The 24,008-nt window shown below is 42.7% G+C and carries 21 protein-coding genes; 7 read left to right on the plus strand and 14 right to left on the minus strand.

Annotation, left to right across the window (positions count from 1 at the left end; all coding sequences use genetic code 11):
• Positions 1-180: 180 nt before the first annotated feature.
• The 6 genes from AC1DU2_RS03395 to AC1DU2_RS03420 all read right to left on the minus strand — a co-directional run bounded on the left by AC1DU2_RS03395 (position 181) and on the right by AC1DU2_RS03420 (position 6,741).
• A complete protein-coding gene (locus AC1DU2_RS03395; RefSeq protein WP_477382778.1) occupies positions 181-1,266 on the minus strand; it encodes an SGNH/GDSL hydrolase family protein in 1,086 nt (361 codons plus the stop codon).
• 177 nt (positions 1,267-1,443) lie between these two features.
• Positions 1,444-1,806 (minus strand): VOC family protein, encoded by a 363-nt coding sequence (locus AC1DU2_RS03400; RefSeq protein ID WP_477382780.1) that lies wholly within the window; start codon positions 1,804-1,806, stop codon positions 1,444-1,446.
• A 105-nt stretch (positions 1,807-1,911) separates the two neighbouring features.
• Complete coding sequence (locus tag AC1DU2_RS03405; protein ID WP_477382782.1) at positions 1,912-2,535, minus strand: DUF3226 domain-containing protein; 624 nt, start codon at positions 2,533-2,535, stop codon at positions 1,912-1,914.
• Entirely contained in the window at positions 2,535-3,668 is a 1,134-nt protein-coding gene (locus AC1DU2_RS03410) for an AAA family ATPase (RefSeq protein ID WP_477382785.1), read from the minus strand. Before AC1DU2_RS03410 ends, AC1DU2_RS03405 begins: the two co-directional genes overlap by 1 nt.
• 111 nt (positions 3,669-3,779) lie before the next feature.
• Positions 3,780-6,149: an endonuclease MutS2 gene (locus AC1DU2_RS03415; protein WP_477382787.1), complete on the minus strand. Its 2,370-nt coding sequence runs from the start codon at positions 6,147-6,149 to the stop codon at positions 3,780-3,782.
• Positions 6,130-6,741, minus strand: a complete 612-nt coding sequence (locus AC1DU2_RS03420; protein WP_477382789.1) for a DUF4296 domain-containing protein — start codon at positions 6,739-6,741, stop codon at positions 6,130-6,132. The genes AC1DU2_RS03415 and AC1DU2_RS03420 overlap by 20 nt, the downstream gene beginning before the upstream one ends.
• 43 nt (positions 6,742-6,784) lie before the next feature.
• Here AC1DU2_RS03420 and AC1DU2_RS03425 point away from each other — a divergent pair, with 43 nt between their 5' ends.
• The 4 genes from AC1DU2_RS03425 (at position 6,785) to AC1DU2_RS03440 (ending at position 10,419) form a co-directional block, all read left to right on the plus strand.
• Positions 6,785-7,474, plus strand: a complete 690-nt coding sequence (locus AC1DU2_RS03425; protein WP_477382790.1) for a YggS family pyridoxal phosphate-dependent enzyme — start codon at positions 6,785-6,787, stop codon at positions 7,472-7,474.
• A 189-nt stretch (positions 7,475-7,663) separates the two neighbouring features.
• Positions 7,664-8,083, plus strand: coding sequence for an N-acetyltransferase family protein (locus tag AC1DU2_RS03430; RefSeq protein ID WP_477383022.1), 420 nt, complete (start codon positions 7,664-7,666; stop codon positions 8,081-8,083).
• Positions 8,084-8,352: 269 nt separating this feature from the next.
• Entirely contained in the window at positions 8,353-9,147 is a 795-nt protein-coding gene (locus tag AC1DU2_RS03435; RefSeq protein ID WP_477382791.1) for an RsiV family protein, read from the plus strand.
• Complete coding sequence (locus tag AC1DU2_RS03440; RefSeq protein WP_477382792.1) at positions 9,148-10,419, plus strand: aspartate kinase; 1,272 nt, start codon at positions 9,148-9,150, stop codon at positions 10,417-10,419.
• A 131-nt stretch (positions 10,420-10,550) separates the two neighbouring features.
• Here the strand turns inward: AC1DU2_RS03440 and hemN are convergent, their stop codons facing one another.
• From hemN to AC1DU2_RS03460, 4 genes are all read right to left on the minus strand, one after another.
• Entirely contained in the window at positions 10,551-11,921 is a 1,371-nt protein-coding gene (gene hemN / locus AC1DU2_RS03445) for an oxygen-independent coproporphyrinogen III oxidase (RefSeq protein WP_477382793.1), read from the minus strand.
• The gene (locus tag AC1DU2_RS03450) at positions 11,921-12,955 is read right to left on the minus strand and encodes a 2-hydroxyacid dehydrogenase (RefSeq protein ID WP_477382794.1); all 1,035 of its coding nucleotides are present in this window, start codon (positions 12,953-12,955) and stop codon (positions 11,921-11,923) included. The genes hemN and AC1DU2_RS03450 overlap by 1 nt, the downstream gene beginning before the upstream one ends.
• An 81-nt stretch (positions 12,956-13,036) precedes the next feature.
• Positions 13,037-14,086: a response regulator gene (locus tag AC1DU2_RS03455; RefSeq protein WP_477382795.1), complete on the minus strand. Its 1,050-nt coding sequence runs from the start codon at positions 14,084-14,086 to the stop codon at positions 13,037-13,039.
• Positions 14,083-15,270, minus strand: a complete 1,188-nt coding sequence (locus AC1DU2_RS03460; protein WP_477382796.1) for a PAS domain-containing sensor histidine kinase — start codon at positions 15,268-15,270, stop codon at positions 14,083-14,085. Before AC1DU2_RS03460 ends, AC1DU2_RS03455 begins: the two co-directional genes overlap by 4 nt.
• 273 nt (positions 15,271-15,543) lie before the next feature.
• Here AC1DU2_RS03460 and AC1DU2_RS03465 point away from each other — a divergent pair, with 273 nt between their 5' ends.
• From AC1DU2_RS03465 to AC1DU2_RS03475, 3 genes are all read left to right on the plus strand, one after another.
• Positions 15,544-16,263 carry an LOG family protein gene (locus tag AC1DU2_RS03465; protein WP_477382797.1) on the plus strand — a complete coding sequence of 240 codons (720 nt, stop codon included), beginning with the start codon at positions 15,544-15,546 and terminating at the stop codon, positions 16,261-16,263.
• A 97-nt stretch (positions 16,264-16,360) separates the two neighbouring features.
• On the plus strand, positions 16,361-16,774 hold the full coding sequence (locus AC1DU2_RS03470) for a hypothetical protein (RefSeq protein WP_477364913.1): 414 nt from the start codon (positions 16,361-16,363) through the stop codon (positions 16,772-16,774).
• Between the two features lie 158 nt (positions 16,775-16,932).
• Positions 16,933-18,375, plus strand: a complete 1,443-nt coding sequence (locus AC1DU2_RS03475; RefSeq protein ID WP_477382798.1) for a L,D-transpeptidase scaffold domain-containing protein — start codon at positions 16,933-16,935, stop codon at positions 18,373-18,375.
• A 125-nt stretch (positions 18,376-18,500) separates the two neighbouring features.
• On the opposite strand, the gene AC1DU2_RS03480 is transcribed toward AC1DU2_RS03475, so the two are convergent.
• The 4 genes from AC1DU2_RS03480 to AC1DU2_RS03495 form a co-directional block, all read right to left on the minus strand.
• Positions 18,501-19,046, minus strand: coding sequence for a DUF6886 family protein (locus tag AC1DU2_RS03480; RefSeq protein ID WP_477382799.1), 546 nt, complete (start codon positions 19,044-19,046; stop codon positions 18,501-18,503).
• A complete protein-coding gene (locus AC1DU2_RS03485; protein ID WP_477382801.1) occupies positions 19,040-19,378 on the minus strand; it encodes a hypothetical protein in 339 nt (112 codons plus the stop codon). Before AC1DU2_RS03485 ends, AC1DU2_RS03480 begins: the two co-directional genes overlap by 7 nt.
• A 107-nt stretch (positions 19,379-19,485) precedes the next feature.
• A complete protein-coding gene (locus tag AC1DU2_RS03490) occupies positions 19,486-21,399 on the minus strand; it encodes a hypothetical protein (protein ID WP_477382802.1) in 1,914 nt (637 codons plus the stop codon).
• Positions 21,400-21,961: 562 nt separating this feature from the next.
• On the minus strand, positions 21,962-24,004 hold the full coding sequence (locus tag AC1DU2_RS03495) for a fibronectin type III domain-containing protein (RefSeq protein ID WP_477382803.1): 2,043 nt from the start codon (positions 24,002-24,004) through the stop codon (positions 21,962-21,964).
• Positions 24,005-24,008 lie beyond the last annotated feature (4 nt).

Here is a 24,008-nt window from a genome sequence, read left to right on the forward strand (position 1 = left end):
TTGATGTGCATATCTACAGATTTCAGATGTGCAGATTTTTTCTGAATTCGGATTTTTCAGATTAAAGGATTTACAAGAAAGGTGGTTTTGTAAATCAAAATCTAAAAAATCTGGTAAATCTTGTTAACCAAGTTCGGACAAAATCATCTGCACATCTGAAATTTGAAATCTGCACATTTGTCACCACTTAATATTCTTGTCCATAAAGGCTATCAGGTCATCAGCCATGGCCTGCTGCTCCTTGGCGCTTGGGTGCCCCGGCGTATTTTTGTAGGGAATCATGTGCGTATAAATACCTTTATCGCTTAGGCTTGCAACCGCTTTTTCGATATATCCGGGCCATGGCGAACCGTCTTTGGTGGCATCCATGCTGCCCAGGATGCAAAGGATTTGAGCCTTCGGATATTTTTTGCGGATGTTTTTTACCATCTCCCGGTATGCTTTGATAATTTGATCAGCCTCGGGTGGCTTTGTGCCGAAACGGTCTTTAAATTGTGGATTATCAGGTATTTTAACAATCCACGAATCGTTTTGGAACAGGTTGATAACCACTACATCGGGAGTATATTTTGTAAAATCCCAAAGACTTGTTGGGTCGGTTGGGTCAAGGCGGTTATACATTTCGGGCATAATAAGCGGGAACCAGCTTACCAATACGCCTATGCCACTTTTAGCCGTAGCCACATAGGCCGCATTATAATGACGTGCTGTTATCGCGGCATAGCTAATGTAGCCATTTTCATAAGGCGCACTTCCCCTATCCTGCCCGGTAGTATCTTCGACAGCATAACCGCAGGTGATAGAATTGCCAAAAAACTCAATTTTGCGTTTTTTAACCGGCGCGGGTGGCAATATTAATGCACCTTTATCTAAAATAAACTGTATAAAAGTGGTTTTACCTTTATCCCATTCGGTGCGCTTAAATAGTTCAAGGCTATGGTTGCCGTCGGGTAGGCCTTCGGCAAGGGTGTATGTTTTTTGGACATTTTCCAGGTGTAAGGTATTGATTACCTTACCATCTACAATAATTGTGAAATAGTTTTCGCCTCGCTCATCCTGCAAAACAGCCGATACTCCCGTCCCTTTAAAGTTAATTACTGCCGATGATCCCGTCCAATAAAATTCCGCAGCTTCATCGGTCATGTTAATGCGGCCGGTATAGCGGATATGAGTATCCTTGCTTTTGAGCACCAGGCTCTGCGCCTGGCAATTTGATAGGGCTCCTGACAATACCAGGAATAGGATTACAAAGTAAAGTTTACGCATTTTTTTACCGGTTTACAGGCCTAATTTATGAAATTTGCCGGCGTAAAACAAGCCTGCAAATACCACCTCATGGCACGCACCGTTTGCACACCTTTCAAACCAAACCCGCACCGTTGTAAAGCGCCCACCAACTAATGACCAATGACAGCACAGCGAAATGACCAATGACGCAAAGCACTAATCAACCGGGGTACCAAATTGCAACAGGTAACCATTGTAATCGTAAATGGCAAATTCGCGCATGCCAAAATCAAAAGTTTCAATGGGATAGCAAATAATGGCGCGTTCTTTCAACTCCTTCCACAACTCATCAACTTTATCGGTGCGGATGTACAATGAACCGGTAAACTTGGGCATCCCAAATGGCTCATGCTCATTAGGTAGCGCAAACATAATTTCGATATCATCGCGGCTAACTGTTGCCCAACCCCAGCGCTCATCATAGCCAACACATGTAAAGCCCAGGTTATTGATGTAATAATCTACCGTTTCCCGTACCTGCCGGGTGTATAACATTGGAGTGATAGTTTTTAGGGCCATTGGTTTATAATATTGGGAAAATATACGAATGTTATTTAAAATATAGATAAGTTATCCAACCATCGCCTATTCACTCGTATTACAGCGGGTAAACTTAAGATTATATCAGCTAAATAATCTATTAAGCCAGTCAACAAACGTGTTACAAACGACAGCATCAGTGGTTAAATAGCGTTTAGTGATCGATGCCCCCATGGGGGTTCCTGGATCTTCCTGCCATGAAAGCCATGTATGGATTAACGCCTTGGATTTATGAATGGGATTGTACTTATTAAGCCCCCCATTCTCAATTGCATCTAAAGAGCCTTGAGCGAATTTCAATAGTTCGTCATTATCGGGGACCAAAAACCTAACAAAATCTTCAATCATTCCACTTAAAGAATTATTGGGCATTATCCACAATCCTATGCTGATGTCATTATGGTTTATAATTAAGCCATTTTCAGGAAGCACCACCGGAACCTGATATCCTAAAGAATTTAATAAACCGGATATTTTATTCCAACGGGATGTGATATCGCTATCAGCATCTATTACTATTCCAATTGATTCGATCCCGGATTGCTTCATTCTGACAGGGATCTGACTAATTAAATTACCAATACCCTCACAGTCAACAACATCAAAGTTTTCCGGTATCGTAAACCTATCGCACAATGCCCAGACCACATGTTGATCGTCGTTCCCTTCGACCAGTAGTTTTTTATTAAACTTTTCTTTGGCCCGCATTACCTGGTTTCTATATCGTTATCAGCAGCAGTCTTCAACTCGCCTGCGGTAAACTCGGTTTGTTTAATTTTTCCGTTAACATTATCCAGCCTGATCAATTTACCATCTACAATATTTTCATGGTGATTTAAAACACTTTCAAAGCCTCTTATGCAATCCTCGCTATGCGTAGTTGCAAAAACCTGTACATTAAGTTTCGGGGATAATTTGAAAATGATTTTCCACAACTGTTCCTGAACCGAATAATGTAAGCCATTTTCGAATTCATCAATCAACAAAAAACCATTATCGGAGTTAATCAGAGCGAGAATAATAGTTAAAATACGATTTATTCCATCTCCCATACTTTTTAAAGGGAACACGTTATTTCCATTTTTCAGTTTAACAACTGTAGCCCTCTCCCTGACACTTTCACCAACAAATGCTATGCGATCAATACCCGGCTCAATTATTCTTAAAGCATCAATCACATAGTTTTCTTTCTCTGTAAGTGCTATTGAATCCCAAAGAATCCCATTGATATCACGGTCAATATTACTGGTTCTTATTAATTGAAAATTGTCGGCGGGGGAAAGGCCTCTATTACTATATCTATTCGAAACCTCAACATCAAAAGGTAATATCGTAGACGCATTTCCATCCCTCAACTCTAAACCGATTTGAAAATCTGTAATACCATCTATTTTTTCATCTTTTATGACAGTTCTTTTCTTAATATTTAAAAGCCTTTCATTAACACTTACCAATTCATCTAAATATTTAACAAACCTTAAAGAAACAGATTTAGCTAAGGAAAGCCTGTTCTCAGGCAATGAATCATCAATCATCCCTATTGATATTGAATCATCTAAAAAAAAATCCACTTTTCTATCTGAAAATAAAGAAGAGAAAGTTTTAATGTTTGTTTCTTCAAAAGAAAAATCACCGCGAGAAGGTTGATAATTTTCTCCCCTTTCATCTAACAACTGTTTAATCCAATTAAGATCACACTTGCTTGCGTATAAAGAAACAGCCTCTAAAAGAGTTGATTTGCCTGTATTATTTTTTCCTGTTATCAGATTTATTCTACCTAAAGAATCGATCTCCAAATCTTTGAGATTCCTGTAGTTTTTAATCTTCAATGATTGCAACATGGTAGCTTTCTTTTAAGTAAAATCATTCAAAATTGACTATGAAATAGGTTTTGAATTTCTAAAGATATATAATTAAGCGGAAAATTTTAATTCAGTAAATCCTTCCCGTGTCTATTTCAAATAAACATAAGTTATCCCATCCCCGCCCCTATCAGCGTGCTCATCTTCCAGTCTGTCAACCTGGTCGTACTTTTTGAGGTACTGGCGTATCATTTTGCGCAAAATGCCATCACCTTTGCCGTGGATGATTTTGAGGTTACCAAACCCCATCATCAGGGCACGGTCAAACAGTTTTTCGATATTGTGCAGGGCATCTTCGGTTCGTTGGCCGCGTACGTCAATCTCCGGACTAAAATTAGCGAAATCGCTGGTATGCGAGTTCATGGTACGCCTAACGTCTTTGGGTACCGATGATTTGCTCACCCGCTCCACCTTTTTCTTTTTAGCCACGGTGCGTAAATCGCCAATAGCAATTACCACGTTATCGCGAATGATCTCTATCACCTGCCCGGTAGTTTCCGAGTCGGTTAATTTTACCCAGTCGCCAGGCTTCAGTTCTTCCTCAGCAGCGGCTGCGGGGCTTGGTTTTACCGGCTCAACCTTTACCGTATTCTTTTTAAGCTCAATATTCAGGTTTTCGCGCAGACTGCGGGTTTTCTCCTTATCGGCGTTGCTGCTTTTAATTTCGGATATGGTGTTTTCAACCAGCTTATTGGCATTCAGGATAATGTTTTTAGCCTGGTCTTTAGCTTCGCGTATCAGTACTTTTTTATTTTCGTCCAGGTAGCTTTTTAGCTTCTCGTTCTCGGCCTGTAACTCGTTAAGCTTGCGCTGCTGCTTGTCCAGTTTTTGTTTGGTTTCAAATATCTCGCGTTTTTCGCGCTCCAGGTCAACCAACAGCGTGTCTACCTTTTTCTGACCTTCGCTTATTTTGTTCCGGGCCAGGTTAAGTACGTTTGGCGGCAGGCCTATTTTTTGGGCTATCTCAAAAGCGTATGAACTGCCGGGCTTGCCAACTTCCAGCCGGTAAAGCGGCTTCATCTCCACATTGTTAAACAACATCGAGGCGTTTTCTATCCCCTCGGTATTACTGGCGAAGATCTTGAGGTTGCTATAGTGGGTGGTTACCATGCCCCTTACCTTTTTATGGTTCAACGATTCCAGCACTGCCTCGGCAATGGGACCGCCAAATTGCGGGTCGGTACCAGTACCAAACTCATCAATCAGTATCAGGGTTTTACCATTGGCCTGCTCCACAAAATTTTTCATTTTAGATAGGTGGGCGCTATAGGTACTCAAATCACTCTCGATGGATTGGTCATCACCTATATCAACAAACATTTGCTTAAATACGCCAATCACACTGGCTTCGGCGGCCGGTATCAGCAAGCCGGCCTGCACCATCATTTGCAGCAGGCCAACCGTTTTCATACAAACAGATTTACCGCCCGCGTTAGGCCCCGATACCACAATGATGCGTGTACCTTCGTCAATCTGCACATTCAACGGCACTACTGTTTTTTGCTCCTTTTTAAAATTCAGGAACAACAGCGGGTGGCGGGCATTAAATAATTTCAGTTTTGGCTCGTTCACCACCTGGGGCATTTCGCCTTCAATATCAATGGCAAACAGGGCCTTGGCGCGTACAAAATCAAGCTTGGTTAGCAGGCTGTGGTACGATAGTAAAAGCGGCGCATAAGGCCTTAACTCGGTTGTTAAGGCGGTCAATATTTTAACAATCTCGCGGCGGCGCTCAAATTCCAGGTCGCGTACACGGTTGTTGAGGGTAAATACCTCTTCGGGTTCCATGTAAACGGTTTGGCCCGAGGCCGATTCATCGTGAATAAAACCTTTTAGCTTACGCTTGTTTTCGGCCAGGAGCGGGATGCACAACCTGCCATCGCGTACCGTGAGCGATCCATCGGCCGTCCAGCCACTCGATGATGCATTTTTAAAAATCTGGTCAATTTTTTTGCGGGCTTCCTGTTCGGCTTTGGCTATGCCCGATGTTATCTCCTGCAAATCGCGCGATGCATTGGGGCGTATTTTTCCTTTGGGGTCAATAACGGCGTCAATCTTTTTCAGAATGGCTTTCTCAATAGGCAGGTGCTCAAAAAGCGCCTCCAGGTTGGGGTAAAGGCCTTCCCGCTCGCTAAAATAAGCGATAACGGCAAATACCGTTTGCAGTGATGCCTGCACCTGGTAAAATTCTTCCTCGCTCAAAAAAACACCTTCTATACGGGCTTTATTGGCCAGGGATTTAATATCAAAAAAATGATGAATGGGTAGTGCAGCATCGTTTACCAGAATATTTTTGAACTCGTTGGCCTGGCTTAAAAACTTGGCAATCTGGTCGTAATTGCTCATCACCTGTATCTTATCAACCATTTGCTGGCCCATCTCGCTCAGGCAATGAGCTTTTATTAATTCCTTTACTTCGGTAAACCCAAGCTTATCTACACTATTTAATGGGTACAGCATTAAGTTTTTTTCTATGTTTTAATTTTTTTGCCGAGTCGATTTTTGAATTCATCGCTCTTTTAGTTTTTGCCTGTTTAGCCAAATCGGCCTTTAACGAATCGGCTTTCCGGGCCATCACTCTTTCCCTGATTTTTGCCTGCTTAACCGAATCGGCTTTTTGGGCAGGTGTTTTTGGTTTAAGCAACGCTTTCCTTACCGAATCCGCTTTTAGCGAATCGGCCTTTTGGGTAATTGCGCGCTGTTTGTTTTGGGACAGATTAACAGAATCTGACATGGTTTTTATCCTTACCTCAACCGAATCATATATTTTAAACAGCTTGTCGGGTTCGCTGGCGTAGTACTGCATGCTTTTCCTGAACTGGGCCGAGTCGGTATCGAATTTCCTGAAAGCATCTAAATATTTGCCCATGCCATATTTGTACAGGCTATCGCCTCCCTGCAAACCATTGTATAACGATCCATCTATGAGGTGTATCTGCACCAGTAAACCGGTCATTTGTTTGGGCTGGATAAATTTTGAGGGGACACTATCGCCTTTGCAACCGCACAAAAAAAGTGTTACTGAAAAAAACAAGGTCAAGTATTTATACATTCTGTAATTTAGCGGCTGATTAATTAAGCAAATTTACGGATAAATGAGCATTGCAGATAATATCAAAAGCTTAAAAAAAGAAACGGAGGCCGACAAGGTAATATTGTTGGCCGTATCAAAAACAAAACCCGCTGCCGAAGTGCAGGAAGCATACGATGCCGGGCAGCGTTTATTTGGCGAAAACCAGGTACAGGAGCTGGTTGAAAAACAGGAGCAATTGCCCAAAGATATTGAATGGCACCTGATTGGCCACCTGCAAACCAATAAGGTAAAGTACATCGCACCTTTTGTAAGCATGATACAATCTGTTGATAGCGTAAAGCTGCTACAGGAAATAAACAAACATGCCCAAAAAGCCGGCCGTGTAATTGATTGCCTGCTGCAAATTTATATTGCCGACGAGGAAACCAAATTTGGGCTGGGTTTTGATGAAGCGATAGAGCTGTTACGTTCGGATGAATTTGCAGCTTGTAAAAATATCCGCATCCGCGGGTTAATGGGTATTGCCACCAATACCGATAACGAAAAACAAATAAAAGACGAATATTACGAACTGAAGACCTTTTTTGACGGAATAAAAGTGAGCTATTTCAGAAAAGATGATAGTTTTAACATTTTATCGATGGGCATGTCGTCTGATTATAAAATAGCTATTGAACAAGGCAGCAACATGGTACGCCTGGGCAGCACTATTTTTGGCACACGGGTGGTGAAGCATTGGAAGAATAATTAGTTGGGGAGTGGTGAGTGGTTGATTAAGTTGGATTGGGTTGATTAGGTTAACTGAATCAGAATTTTTAGAATTAAAGAATTTACAGAATTGGAAAACGAACAAATAACAAACAATACCAATCAAAAGCTCCCCCTTCAGGGGGCGGGGGGGGCTATACGCCCTGCCACCGTTGATGATTGCCCGCGGCTGATGGAACTGGTGCATGAGCTGGCCCTGTTTGAGCGGGCGCCGGAGGAAGTAACCGTTACTTTAGACGAATTTATTGATGCCGGTTTTGGCGCTAAACCTGTTTGGAAGGCTTATGTGGCCGACGTTGACGGGTTGATAGTAGGTTTCGCGCTTTATTATATCCGCTACTCTACATGGAAGGGCTGCCGCCTGTACCTGGAAGATTTAATTGTTACCGAGGCCTATCGCGGCCAAAAAATTGGCAAACTTTTGCTTGACAGGCTGATTGTAGAAGCCAAAGAACTTGGCTTTAGCGGTATGGTTTGGCAGGTATTGGACTGGAACGAGCCCGCTATTAACTTTTACAAAAAATACGAGGCCAATATTGAAGCCGGATGGCTTAATGTGTCGTTGTCGAAAGAGCAGTTGGAGAGGTATTAATAAACCGGCTTTGCATGGCGGGGAAGACTCACCCGGCTACGCTGCGCTGGCCACCCTCTCTTCGGCTTCGCCGGAAAGAGGGGCTTAAATAAAGTTAAATTACTGGCAATGAGTGATACTTTCAAGCCCCTCTTTCCACCGCACGTGAAGAGAGGGTGACGGGCGAAGCCTCGTCGGGTGAGTCTTAGCCAGCGTTCAAAAACAATGCCCTTGTAAAACCAAACAAGCTATTGGTATATTAAGCTATAATTACCAAAACAACATCTAACATGAAAACCATCAGTAAGCTTTGTTTTATTTTAGTCGGATTTACGTTTGCATCATGCCAATGGAGTGTTAAACCCAAAGAAGATAAGGATGTTTTTAAAGACACGCTTCGGTATTCAACAAATGGCCTTACAACCTTTCCGGCTACCTTGCCGGGGCAGCCTACAAATCATAAGGATACGGTTGTAAAAGCCAGCTACGTGGTTTTTGATGGGCAACCAAGGCTTAACGATTCGGTTATGCAAAAGTTATCGGGTATTTTTACCAATGGCAATGCAGATATTAAATACCTGCACAACGCATCCAAATTTTTACTGGCTTATGCCGATTATTTAAAAAAGCATCCTAAGTGGACTGTAAGCGCCTATGCCAAAGTACTAATGCAGGATTCCAGCATCACCACGCTCGAAGTTGGTGGTTATACCTACCAGGGCGGCGCACACGGATCATCAGGAACATATTTTATCAACTGGAATACCAAAGCCAACAAAAACATCACCTTAAATGATCTTTTTATTGATGGTTATGCCGATAAATTAAAGGCCGTTGCCGAAGGTATTTTTAGGAAGGATGAAAAACTAAGCGATACCTCGTCTTTAGCCCGCGACTATTTTTTCAAGGATAATAAATTCGCGCTGAATGATAATTTCTCGGTTACGCCGATAGGGCTCAAGTTTGTTTACAACCAATATGAAATTAAGCCTTATGCCGCAGGTATTACGGAGCTGTTTATCCCCTATTCACAAATTAAAACATTGCTCAGGCCAAATTCGGTTGTGGGTAAATTCATTAAATAAATGCTTGTATTTAAATTCGGAGGGGCATCAGTTAAGGATGCCGATGGTATTATTAATCTGGCCAATGTTGTTAAACAATACGATGGCCAGCAATTACTCATCGTGGTATCGGCCATGGGCAAAACCACTAACGCGCTGGAGAAACTCACTAAAGCTTATGTAGATCAAACCGAGGATATGCATAGTATCTTCGATAGCATCAAACAATATCACTTTGATATTTTACATGAGCTGTTTGATGCGAACGATCCTGTTTTTGACGAAGTGGCCAATACTTTTGTGGAGATTGACTGGGCCATTGAGGATGAACCGCACGATAGCTACGATTTTATTTACGACCAGGTGGTATCCATTGGCGAGTTGGTATCAACCCGCATTGTATCTGCTTACCTTAACAAAAACGGCATAAAAAGCCAATGGCTTGATGTTCGCGGCTATATCCATACCGATAACAGCTACCGCGAGGGCATTGTACAATGGGATAAAACACGGGCAAGCATCAGCAAGGATATTCCGGCGCTGCTGCAAAAAGGCGCGGTGGTAACACAGGGATTTTTAGGTGGTACATCTGAAAACTTTACCACTACCTTAGGCCGCGAAGGATCAGATTACACCGCATCTATATTTGCGTCGTGTTTGGGTGCCGAATCGGTTACCACCTGGAAAGATGTTCCCGGCATCCTGAATGCCGACCCCAAGTATTTCGCCGATACCGTAAAATTTGATGAACTATCTTATACCGAAGCCATCGAGATGACCTATTACGGCGCCAGCGTTATCCACCCAAAAACAATAAAGCCTTTACAAAACGCCAAAATACCCTTGCTGGTAAAGCCATTTACCCATCCCGAAGCCCCTGGCACCGTAATTAAAGAAGATGGCATCAACAAGTTTGAAAAGCCGGTTATCATCCTGAAGCAAAACCAGGTACTGCTATCCATTTCGCCTATTGATTATTCTTTTATATCAGAAGATCACCTGAGCGGAATCTTCGGCCTGTTTGCCCAAAACCAGGTAAAAGTAAACGTAATGCAAACCTCGGCCCTCAGTTTTACGGTTTGTTTTGATTTTCATGAAGATCGTTTTGACAAACTGCTACGCAATCTTAAACAGGAATTTAAAGTAAAATACAATAGCGGTTTAACGCTGATCACCACCAGGCATTATGATGAAATTTCGCTGAAGGAATTAACAGCCGGTAAGACAATACTACTGGAACAAATCAGCAGGAATACGGCACAGATGGTGGTGAAGGGAAGCAATAGCTTTTGAAAATTTGATTTAGAAAGCCCCCCATCCCAACGTTAAAAACTATTACGAGGTTAAAAGTTTGACGCAATTACTATAGCATGCCCGACACCTGACTATAAAGATTTCGGTATCGGGCATTCTACGGTCATGATCTATATAGCCATACTAAACAACTGCGTGGCGGGTTTATCGGCCCATAGCCGGGCATCAAGGCACATACAAATATTGCGTAGGTAGCGTTTGCCCATTTCGGTAACCGTAAGTCCTAAGGAGTTTAATTCAACAAGGCCGTCGTCGGCCAGGGCGTCTAATCTATCCAGTCCGTCGGCTACGGCAGCGCAATGCTCGCCATGATGGTTCCATACGGTTTGCCCGGTACACATGATGTTCAGGATATGCTTCCTGACAATCAAATCCTCCGCAGTTAAAATATGTCCTTTAAATACGGGCAGTTGGCCATCGGCTATCAGCTGAAAGTACTCCTCAACCGTTTTTACGTTTTGCGCAAAGCTGTACCACGAGTCGCTGATGGCGGATACCCCAAGGCCAACCTGTAACCGGGTATGCTGATGGGTGTAGCCCATAAAATTGCGGTGCAGCTTGCCATTTTGTTCTGCGTGTAAAAGGATATCGCCCGGTAATGCAAAATGATCCATACCAATTTCGTGGTAGCCATAGTGCATTAATAAAGCCCTACCGGTTTCGTGCAGCTTGGTTTTGGCAGCAGCATCGGGCAAGTCCTGCTCGGTAAAACGCCTTTGGCCGGGTTTTATCCATGGCACGTGGGCATAGCTATAAAACGCAATCCTATCCGGCCTGAATAAGGCTACCTTGTTCATGGTATCGGCAAGGCCGGCCAAAGTTTGCAAAGGCAGTCCGTATATCAAATCGTAATTAATGGAGGTATAACCTATCCTGCGGGCTTGTTGGGTTACAGCCATCACCTGGTCGGCAGTTTGATGGCGGTTGATGATAAACTGCACCTTAGGATCAAAGTCCTGTATACCTAATGATAGCCTTCTGAAGCCAAGGTCATACAAAATCTGCAAATGATCTACCGTTGTATTTGCCGGGTGTGCTTCAAAGCTAAATTCGGCATCGGGGTGTATCGTGGCCTTTTTAATAATCCCTTTTATAAGCGTTTGCAGGTTTTTGGGGCTAAAAAAAGTAGGTGTGCCCCCGCCCATATGAATTTCCTTTATCACCGGCTTGTCGTTAAAAATCGCCAGGTACATGTCCCACTCTCTTAAAACAGCGGCTATATAAGGTTCTTCAACCCTGTGATTTTTGGTAATACGGGTATTGCAGCCGCAGTAAGTACACAAACTTTCGCAATAAGGCAAATGGATGTATAAACTGATACCCGATTGCGCATTGCTTTCAGTAAATGAAAACTTTACAGATTGCTGCCATAATTCGGCGCTAAAGGTATTGGCATCCCAGTAAGGCATTGTTGGATAACTGGTGTAGCGCGGGACAGCTACATTATATTTATCAGTAAGCAGGAGCGATTTATTTTCCATTATTTAACGTCGGTCATGATGTTGTTGGTTACCGTTTTCTGGCATTCTTTTGCGCAGGCGCATGCTTTACCCACACATTTGTTTTGCTGCCATAAATCAAGGCTTTTTATGGTTGAATTGGCTATCTCCTGTAGCGCTTCGCGGGTAAGGTATGCCTGGTGCGGTGTTACCAGCACATTAGGGTGTTCCATCAGCTTATTTAGCAAAGGATCTTTTGTGGCATCATTTTGATGATCTTCAAAAAACAAACCTTTTTCAAATTCATACACATCAATGCCCAGGTACCCTATTTTGCCGCTTTCTATCGCCGAAAGCGCATCGGCGGTATTGACAAGCAAACCTCGGGAGGTATTTATCAGCATCACTCCGTTTTTCATTTTAGCAATACTTTCGGTATTTATAAAATGCCGGGTGTCGGCTGTTAACGGAACGTGCAGGGTTATGATATCCGCATTTTCCAGTAAATATTCCAGTGATACCGGTTTGGCGTAAGGTTCATCGGCCGGAAAAAAAAGATCATAACCAATAACATTACAACCCAGCCCATGATAAATTGCGGCTGCGGCCTTGCCTGTGCTACCCAGGCCTACTATCCCAACGGTTTTACCGGCAAAATTAAAGCCGATGAGGCCATCGTTCCTAAAATCAAATGCGTGGCTATGATGATCGGCTTTAACTACCTGCCTGTTAAGGGCAAAGGCCATAGCTACGGCATGCTCGGCAATGGCTTGTGGCGAGTAAGAAGGTACGTTTGCAATTTTCATGTGATGCGCGGCGGCGGCATCTTTATCGATATGGTCGGTACCCGACGATCGGGTAACGATATATTTTACCCCAAGTGCGGCCAGTTTGCCTATCACAACGGCCGAAACATCATCGTTGGTAAACACAATAACAGCGTCTTTACCTTCGGCATAAATAGCAGTATCAGGCCCCAATGGATTTGAAATAAGGGTGATATCGTGCTTTTTTTGATTGGCCTTTGCCAGGTATTCTTTTTCGAAAGGTTTTATACTGTAGGCTACCGCTTTCATCGTATCTTGTTTATAAAAACAAAGCTACAATTGCGCGGGCCCCAATAGTATGAGCGTAATCAGCCCAAAAAATGATCGTTATCAGTTTTTCATTTTAGATAACTTTTCTGGCTTAAGAATAGTGATCAGGCTGCCTTTTTTTTCTATCAATCCTTCATCTTTAAAATCAGATAGTGTACGGCTTACGGTTTCGGTAGCCATACCAGCCATAGCCGCCAGGTCTTCCCGGGTTATTTTTATGCCCTCATTATCTGCATCCTGCCGGTGCAGGCGGGTTAAAGCTTCGGCCATTCGTTTACGTACCGAGTGGTAAGCCAGCTGCATGAGCTGATCTTCCTTATCGCGGATATCATTGGCCAGTAATTTTATAAATTCGCGGGCTACATCAGGATAATGGTTCAACAGGTGATCTATCTGATCTTTGGGGATAAGGCAAAGCGTACTATCTTCAAGCGCGGTTGCTGTATCTGAATAAGGCTCGTTAGATAAAATAGCGTTAATACCCAGGTAGTCTTCACCCACGTAAATGCCTGTCATCAGCTCACGCCCGTCTTCGGCAAGCTTTATTGTTTTTATGCGGCCGGTTATTACCAGGTAAAGGCCGTTGCCTTTATCACTCTCATAATAAATTACCTGGTTCTTTTTAACATGGCGGCCTTTGCGCTCGGCAATTATCTTTCTTAATTCGGCCAGGCCATCATTTTTTGCTATCAGACTGTTCAACCTGTCGAGCGATTTACTGTAGAAATTTTGGTGCAGTTCTTTTTTCTTCAGCCGGCTTTCAATAGCGTTTAAAAGCTCCATATCATCAAAAGGCTTGGTAAGGTAATCATCGGCACCCAATTCCATCCCTTTGCGCAAATCTACTCGCTCGGCTTTGGCTGTTAAAAATATAAACGGAATTGCAGCCGTATCAGTATTTTTGTTCAGCATGTATAAAACGCCGTAGCCATCCAGTTCGGGCATCATAATATCGCACAAAATAATATCAGGCAATTCTTTTATAGCAAGCTCCACCCCTTTTTTGCCATTATTGGCATCAAATACCTGGTAGTTGGCCAACTCAAGAATTTCAACTACATTTTCGCGGATGTCATTATTATCTTCAATAATCAAAACTTTCTTACTCATGATATTGGAAAAGTTATGGTGAACAAAGTTCCCTGGTTTATATCGCTTTTAAATTCAATACGGCCATCCATCAAACTGGTATAGCGCGCCACAATATTCAGGCCCAACCCGGTACCCGGAATGTTACCTGTATTATGCGCCCGGAAAAATGCTTCAAACAAATGTTTCTGATCGGTATCGGGTATACCAATGCCATTATCTTTAATGGTTATTACGCAGTTGCTATCGGCAATTTCGGTGTTAAACTCGATAAAAGTATTCTCGCCCGAATATTTGATAGCATTCGATATCAGGTTAATAATACAATTCCTGAGCAGGTTTTGATCGAGGCTAACTATACTGCGGGTGCCGGTGTGCTGATAAATAATGTTTTGATTTTGTTTGGCAACCATTTGCAACTCTTCGGTTATTTCTTCCGAAAATTTCACCAGGTCAAACGGGGCGCAAGCTGGCTCAACCTTACCCGCCTCCAGTTTTTCCAGCGACAGAAAATCATTAAGGATGGTTGTTAAATTACCAACCGCATTTTTAATTTTAGCAACATGCTTGCGGATGTTGGCATTATCATAAGGCTGCGCGTATTTTTCAATTAATGATGCTGATAACTGCACCGCGCTTAAGGGTGTCCTGAATTCGTGCGAAGCCATTGATACAAAACGGCTTTTTAAATGCCCCAGCTCTTTCTCTTTTTCAAGCGATACACTCACCTCTTCTTTTGCCTGTTGCAACGCCTGTACGGTATTTTTAAGGGTTTGAGTGCGCTGTTCAACCAAATCTTCCAGGTGGGCGGCATAATCTTTTAACTGTTCCTCGGCTTCTTTTTCCCGTGAAAGGTCATGTATAAAACCTGCGTATATTTTTCTGCCGGCAAAATCCACTTCGCTTACGGCAAGCCTAAAGGGGAAGGTTGTACCATCCGTGCGTAAACCGGTAACCTCCCGGCCTATGCCAATGATGTGAGGGTCGTTCGTTTGCTGATAACGGTGTATATACTCGTCATGCTGTGCCTTATAAGGCTGCGGCATTAATACCGATATATTTTTACCAACAACATCTTCCGGCTTACACAAAAACAGCTTACATCCCGAAGGGTTAATCGTTTCCACAATACCCCGCCCGTTGATGGTAATGATGCCATCAATGGCGTTTTCAATAATAGCTTTTAGTAAGGCCGCATTTTCCATAAACAGGTGTTATCAATAAACTGACGAACGTCACAAATATTGGCATAAACAGCCAATTAAAATATAATAGTTTTCATGTTTAAATGTGACGATGATCATTTTTTTCATCCACGACCAGTTGGTTGCTATTGCCCGGGCCGGTTAACTCTGCCCTTTATAACCTGACAACCACCACTTAGTTTAATGAGCATAGTCATGTTTTAAACCGCGATTAACATCAACCTTTACACGGTATTTAATTTTAGTATAAATAACCTCCAATAAACCGCGATTATGAATAATGCCGAGATCAAATTTCTTGAAGGCCCGCATTCAAGGCTAAGCGAACTCAAATTTACCTTCAAAACCATGGCCGACCTCATCCACGGCTTTAGGGCCCTGCATTTTATAGGCCCGTGTATAACGGTTTTTGGCTCGGCCAGGTACAAGGAAGACCACCCCTACTACCAGCTTACCAGGAAAGCAGCGGCCGAATTTGCCAAACTTGGGTTTACCATACTAACGGGCGGGGGACCAGGCCTAATGGAAGCGGCCAACCGCGGCGCCAAAGATGTTGGCGGACGATCGGTAGGCTGTAACATTCAGTTGCCGGTTGAACAAAAACCCAACCCCTACCTGGATAAGTGGGTATACATGAGGCACTTTTTTTTGCGTAAGGTACTGCTGGTTAAATACTCTTTTGCATTTATAGTGATGCCTGGCGGCTATGGTACTTTAGACGAATATTTTGAAGCACTCACGCTGATACAAACCCATAAAATAAACAATTTCCCGGTGATCATATTCGGGACCGAATACCATAAAGAGCTGCTTGAGCATATACAGGTGATGAAAAGGAACGCAACCATAGGCGAGCTTGATGCCGACCTTTACCTGGTTACCGATGATATTGAAGAAGCCGTTAACCTTATTAAAGAAAAAAGCATCAAACAATATGGCCTGAAAACGAAAGCAAAACCCAAACCAATTAAATGGCTGTTTGAACGCGCTTAATTTGCATAAGGTGACGATGGTCATTTTTTAGGTATTCGAGGCCTGCTAATTTTACCAGCAGGTGAATAACACCATCTTAATAATTACTAAAGTTGATATGCAAGCTAATACATCAATATCTGCACGTTCATTACAGTACTACGTAATAGCCCGACGGTGGTTATCCGATCTTGAATTTTTCAAGGTAGAAACATCGTTTCTGCAAAGGTTACTGGATAAGCATATAGCCGGTTTGCAGGATATGAACCACATCCACCAGCTTATTGCCACCGGCAAGGCATTAAAGCACCTGCAGGACACAGAAGTTGAAGAATTGCTGACAAGGCAGGTAAGGCTATTGGAATTGATGTCGGAAGACATTATTCCGGAAGATACCGATGCGCTTGCCTCCACCCAGGTAAAACTGGCCAATTCTATGATCAACCTAACCCGCGAATTCAGACAGGTTAAACAGGACCTGTTTAATTTGGTGCTGGACACCGCACAGGTAAATAACAATATTACAACTTAATTTGACCCCTTATTATTTAACAATTGCAAGCGCCTGTTTATACGGGCGCTTTTTTATTTTTCATGGGCATTATCGTGCTTAAAATCAGGTCAAAAGATGCCCGAAGTCATTATTTCCGGGTCTTCAATTAGCGATTTTTACAGCATAACTTAATTGGCATGAAATCGAAATTTAACAAAGGCATTTTATTGGCAGGCTTAACCATATTCATGCTATCAGGTACCAGTGCTAAAGTCGCGTTTGCTACCAATAACAGCAGTAACCCGGCCGATAGCCTATTGGGTAAAGAAATTAAAAAGCAGTTGGCCGATAAGGATGTGAGGCTGCAATTATACTATCCCAAATCGGTAAGCCGGATGTATGCGCAGGAGGGCTTTATGCCTATATGGCTAAAACCACAAAATTATGAAGGGTCGGCGTGGCAGGCTATTCAGCTGATTGACTGCGTTTTACAATTCGGGCTTTCACATGCCGACTACCATCCTAAAGAATTAACTAATAATCAATTACATAATATTTTGGATACCCTAAAAAAGGTACGGCTTGAACAACGGGCCCTATTTGATATTATGTTAACCGATGCCATCATCAACCTGATAAATAACTTGCACTACGGAAAACTAAACCCGGAATACCCGGCAAACAAAATTGACGCTTTGGTTGATGCCGGTTTTATGGCTGATAAAATCCTGGCGCTGGCCCTATTGCAAAAAAACTTAATAACGGCCTTAGCCGCAGCCCAGCCAACCATGCCGGAATATGCAGACCTAAGGCGAAAACTGTATCTACTTGAAGGCCTGCGCCAAAATAATTGTTACGAGCTTCCGCAAGCCCAGAAACGCAAGATTGCCATTAATATGGAACGCCTGAGATGGGTTAACACCGATGATAAATATTACATCCACATCAATATTCCATCGTACAGCTTAAAACTGCATATTAAAGATTCAACCTGTAATTTTAAGGTGATTGTGGGCAGGCCGGAAACACCTACGCCTACCCTGCAAAGCGCAGTAACCTATTTAACAACTGCTCCGGAGTGGAAAGTACCAGCAGCAATGTTCACCGCTACCGTATTGCCAAATGCTATCGGCGACACCGCATACCTGGATAACAATCACTACGGATTATACAACAAGGCCGGCGAATTTATTGAACCAACCCCGGCTAATTTAGCCAAAATAAAAATCAGCCCGGCGCAATACTATGCCCGGCAAACCATAGGCTGCGACAACGCGCTGGGATTGGTGGTGTTCCGTTTTGATAACGTTTATAAAATATACCTGCATGATACTCCGCAGCAATCGTTATTTGCAAAAAAGAACCGGGCTTTAAGCAACGGCTGTATCCGCATTGAACAAGCGCGCAGGTTTGCAACCCTTTTGTTAAAAAATGATGACTCGGCCGACAAGATCAAGGCATTGGATAAAGGGCTGAACACCTACTTTAAGCAAAACATCTACCTTAAAAAACCAATGCCCATCAAAATCACCTATTTAACCTGCGAAATAAAAGATGGCGAACTAATAACCCTCATCGACATCTACAATTTAGATAACAGCCTGGAGATGGCTTTGTACGGCACCGACACCTTTTTATAATTCTTTAAGATCAACTTAAATATCGAGCACTGAAGAAAGAAACTTCGGTGCCCAGCGTTCAAAATTAGTTATTATTTGCACCTCTATTTTTGCTTAACCCAATAGTATCAGGCAGCCGCCGCTGTTTATTTAGCATTCCTCATTCGGATATTTGAAAAGTTAAGCGATGATTTGCTTACATCGTTGGCCAGTTGAATAAGCGATGGCATAAAACGCAGTTCGATATTACGGCAAAGTAATTCGCCAATGATATCGGTTACCAGCGTAACCGACGTGGGCACCACCGGCTGATAGCAGATATAATAGCCCGCACAGGCATCAAGGAGTGTAAAACCATCCGCAGTTAATTCATAACAATATAAGTTAGTTTCTACGATTCGCTGATACCAGCCTGACTCAACAACCACGACATGACCGGCCGTAGTACTTCCCATATATCTTTCCTTATCTGCCCCCGAAGTTTCGGTATTAAGGTAAAAAGTAACCCGCGGGCAGTCGCGCGGCAACAGGTAGTTGTGTAGTAAGGAGGCATCAATGGAAAACACTACGTCACCTTTTATCCAGGGGAAATACGACGGCGATGGCCTTGGCTCAAATAACTGGATACCGGGCTGCTCGCTTACATGAAAAAGACCTGTTTGCTTATTTAAGGGTGGTTGGTGGATTAACATTTTTGCAAGGTAATGAATAAATAATCGCCCATTGAGTTATCATACTTTGCCATTATCAATTCAAACTCACCTCTGGCGATATCATCCTTCAGCGTTAAAGTCCCCTGCTCAACCTCGTTGATATTGGCTAATTCCGCAAATGACGAGATGCCTTTTCTTATTTCTTCATCCAGGTAAAATGCGGGCTTATTTTTTCCGGAATACAGGAACAAGTCCTGCAGGCCATCATTTATAAAATATTTTTCCGTCCCTATCATCTTAAAACCAGCTTCATTCGCGGCGGCCTCAATCGAATCAAGCTCCGGCATTTGCGCCATCGAGCGCGTTATCATATCGGGAAAATAATGATTTAGCCAATAACGGTTCATCTAAAATATACAGAGAAGCACAAACATGCATGCACGTCGACCCGCAAGCCTATATTATTCTATATTAAACCTTAATTTGAAGTTACAGAAACTGACGTAATAAACGAACCCCGGCTTGCAGAAGTATCTCCGACATTAATAAAAAACTCCAACCTACCCGACTTAGAAATTTGCTGGCGAACTTGCTTCCCAAGCACATGCCATTTTCCGCCGCCTATACGGTATAATAGCGCACCAACCGGAAAGTCTCGGAAATAGCTATATTGAACATTTTGTCCAAGGCCATTTGGGTCGCAGCTCCCTAAAACAGGGTTTATTAATACTGTACCATCGGCAGTCATGGACAGGTATTTACCGGCCTGCACATCTATTTTTGCTTTATCATCCCCTAAACTGATATTAACTTTCTTTTCAATGTCACTGATATGCCTGTCATTGATGGTTGGCCGTTGAACATCATCTGTGTAAAGTCCTTCGTAATTGGTGTATTCGCTATAACCTTTTTTATCGGCGTTATCAGAGGTCATATTAAATAACGTATCTGTGGTAATTACCCTGCGGTTATCATTATGATCTGCATTAAAATCAACCCGAACCATGCCTTGATCTGGTGCTAAAACTATCGACCTATCGAAATAACTAATGGAGTTATCTTTTAGTTTAAAATCCGACACCCTTGATTTGCAATAAGCCCGTACATAAACATTGTGGGCAAAAATATTTTTATAACCGTTAACCTTGTGTTCCTCAGTTTTATCTACCCAGCGTGTATCATAAACATTTCCGCCAATGGTATAGCGTGTTTCGTGGTTGAGATGAGTAGTGGTGCTTACTGTAAAATCATTTATTTCAATCAGCACATCGCCAGAATTTCCGACATGTTGGAAGTTTTTAAACACCATGTTTTGAAAATAAATGATATCATCTAAACTGAGCCCCATCTCCGGATTTTTATGATTCGAAAGTTTAGGAAGTCCGTCGATAACGTTAATTTCAATATCACCATCAAACCCCTTAATTTGGCAAACGCCGTCACTATAATCAGTTATGACACCTCTGACAGTAATGCCATTTTCATATTCTCCTTCAAATTGTCTATGCCAACCGACAGCTAAGCCATGACCAGTAACGCAATTTCCTGACATACAAACTCCCCTCGATCTTTGATTATTTAACTCGGGATTATCAATTTGAACAGGCTTTGCATTCTGTATCATTTCCCACACTCCTTTTATCTCATTGAAATGGTTTTTTGGAGAAACTGATAAACTCGCAGATTGACTTGCCGACTGAGTTGAATTAGAATTATGGTCATAAATTACATTTTGGCTTGCGGTATAAGCATTCTCTTTTTTAGCTGGCAGGTTGGTTGATTGCTCTGAATTATTTGTAGTAATGTTTGCGTTTTGATCAACACTTCCGCCAGATGCACTCCTCTGTTGATTATCGTTTTTGGCATTCCAGTATGCAACTGCGTCAAACTTCGCAGCCTGCTTGCTCAAATAGTCGGTATACTCAGCGGGAAATTCTTCGCGTTTTTTTGTAAATTCCAGATTAGAGCTTTGCATTGATATTAATTTTGCAGCATTTCCTGCATTTGAATAATCGAGCCACATATCGCCAACATGCCAGTTGCTTACATTTCCTTGGGTTTCAAAAATTTCAATAACATGCAGGCTTAACTTACCATTTGCAAATAAAGCGGTAATCCCTGCTTTTACAGTTGGTTTTTTTTCAAACATATCTCCGATGTTAATAGTAGTTGTACTGCCATAACCAGCAGAGATAGTTCGGCCAACACTGGTTTGTTTTATAAATAGTACCCCTGTATATTGATTCACGCTTGATTTTGAGAGGTTAACGCTGTAAGTATACGCCCTTCCATCTGTTTTTATCTTCGCTTCCCAAACTCCGGTTAAGTCTTGCGCAAGATTCACCAAAGGCATAAGGACAGTTATTAATAAAAGAAGTAATTGTTTCATCATGACGTTTTGTTGAATTTTAATAAAAAACGAATAAAAATCTTGCTTTATTTAAGCGTTCTATTATTCCAAACTCGATATTATAAGACGAGGTAAAAGTTATCGGGGATATTATTGTAATTTATGTTTCGGGCCTGGCACTTTCAGTTTGGTCATCGCGGTTAAGGTTTATACTCCAAATATATTATTTTAGTCAATAAATTAAGGTCATATTTCTAATTAAATAATTTCTTTTAATTGCCGCCTGACTTCAGCCAACAGGGTACAAAAAGACAGGCTTTTTAGCCTAAATTTTGATAGTTGTAGCGTTTAAAAGCCATTCGAGCGCCCGCTCCCTATGACTGATGTACACTTGCGATGTGCGTTTGTGTGCAAACTGCCGGGCAAACGTTTTTCATGTATATATGTGTGATTACTACTGTCGTTCGGTCTGCAACCTCATCGTTTCTGTCACCACGCTCGATCGAGCTCCTCGAGGGTCTATACAAGTTTATCGTATAAATTCCCGATTTTGTTTTGCAACCCTCAGTGCCCAGGGTGAGAGTTCTTAAGGGAACAGGAAAACTCAATATGTCCTTACCGTCTTCTCAATTCCCTCTTTACTTTCCAAATTATCCTTTACAGCTTTCAACTGGTAAACATAAAGTTTTTGTTTCAGGGCGGTTTTATCTAAGTAAGTATTATCTCCCGCGGTTGACAGCGCCAGCTTTACCATGTCCTTATCCTCGACAGCCCGGCGGTATATGGCATAGGTAACGGCGGTACTTTCGTCAGATGGTTCCCATTTTAACTCTACGGCATCCACAATATACCGGGCAAACATTTTTGATGGCGGCCTTACTATGGCGTTTTTAGCGAAAAAAGCAGTTGAGGCTATGGCCGATAAAGGGCTTTGCTTGCTGAAGGCATCTACCGTGGCTACAGCATATTCGTAAGCGCCATCATTTGCCTGTTTGTCATCGTAATAAGTTGCCTTTAGGCCGATTTTACTTTGATCAACCCTGGTAAAGTACAGTTGCTTCGCAGTAGTGGTGGCCGGCTGGCTGGCGGCATCAGTTAATGGCGGGTTATTGGCAGATGTCTTTCTTTTATATATTGCATATCCCACCACGTAGGCATCCGGATTTTTATTTTCCTGCCACTCCACGTGTATAATTTTACCTTTTACGCTAAGCCGCAAACCCGCCGGGGCGGCAATAAAATCTTTGCCGTTTACAAACCGGCTTGTTGCCGGTGCCGAAAAATCACTTTCGATACCACTTTTACTGATGGCTTTAACAGTGTAATAGTAATCGGTACGGCTGCTGCGGTTGGCCGCGTTATCCAAAAACGATGTGGCAGTATCCGCCAGCAGGTGCGAGATGGTTTCGGGCTTAGTGTCATCACTTGTTAACGAGCGATATACGTAATAACCATCGGCATTGGCCACCTTTTTCCAGGCCACGCGTATCCCTTTGGCCGTGGCTATCGCTTTTGGGGCGTAAGGTGCATCGGGTTTGCCTTTATCCATATACACAGCGGTGGTGTATGATGATACCTGGTCGTTTTTGGTATCCTTGTCACGTACCGATCGTAAACGATAGTAGTATGGGACCGCTGTTTTAACCTTATCATCGGTATACAAAGTTGCTGTCGCGGCAACGGTATCAATTACTTTATACCCTGTTGCCATGCTTAACGAGCGCTGCACCTCGATGCCGATGGCACCGGTGTTTTCTTCCATATGTTTCCATTCCAGCGTAATGCCCTTAACACTGCTGTGGGCCATTAGGCCTTCAACAACAGGCAGATGCCCGGTATAGGCAACCGTAAGGGTGGCGGTATCTGATGGCACTACACTTTCGTTGCCAAACAAATCGGCAGGGCGGATAAAAAATTTATTCAACCGCAAGGGCCGCGCTTTGGTTACATAGGTAAAAAAGACCGAGTCGGCTGTTATGGTAGATGTTATTTTTGAAGGCAGGGCCTGGAAACCTCCATCGGCAGTGTAATAATACACCCCTGCAAAAAGCGGCACATGCTCCCGGAATATAGGCTTATAAGCCCATTTTAAGCTGATAACACCATCCTGGAGTTTACGTAGCTTAAGTTTTGGTTTTTCAAACCTCGCCGGTTCGCCCACAATATAGGTTCCGGTAAATGTAGTTTTAACCGTGCCGGATACCTTTAATTTATAGTACACCGTTGTACCGGTTGGCTGTGTGCCAATGCTATCATTCAGCGCTACGCCCATGGCCTTTAAAAAGCCGCCATTTAATGCCAGGTAGCCGTAACTTTTAAAATCGTGGTTGGCTTTAAGATGATTCCATAAGGCCGCATCGGTAGCCAATTTTAACCGTCTTTTTAAGGTATCGGTAAGTATGCTGCCGGCAATAAGCCTGAACTGCTGCATGGTTGCCGCCATTTGCGGCACCTGCAATGGCGTAAAGCCTTTTATTGTATCGCCAATGGCACGGCTTAGCTGCACAGTGGTTTTGTTATCTTGCGAAAACAATATCATTGGGTTGCCCCGGTAATTGTAAACCGGTATAGTGCTGTTTGCATACTGCGCAAAAACCTGTTTTCCGGTCATTAACAAAATGACAACCAGGATCCTATTTATTTTCATGATT

The sequence above is a fragment of the Mucilaginibacter sp. P4_C11 genome (assembly GCF_056402115.1).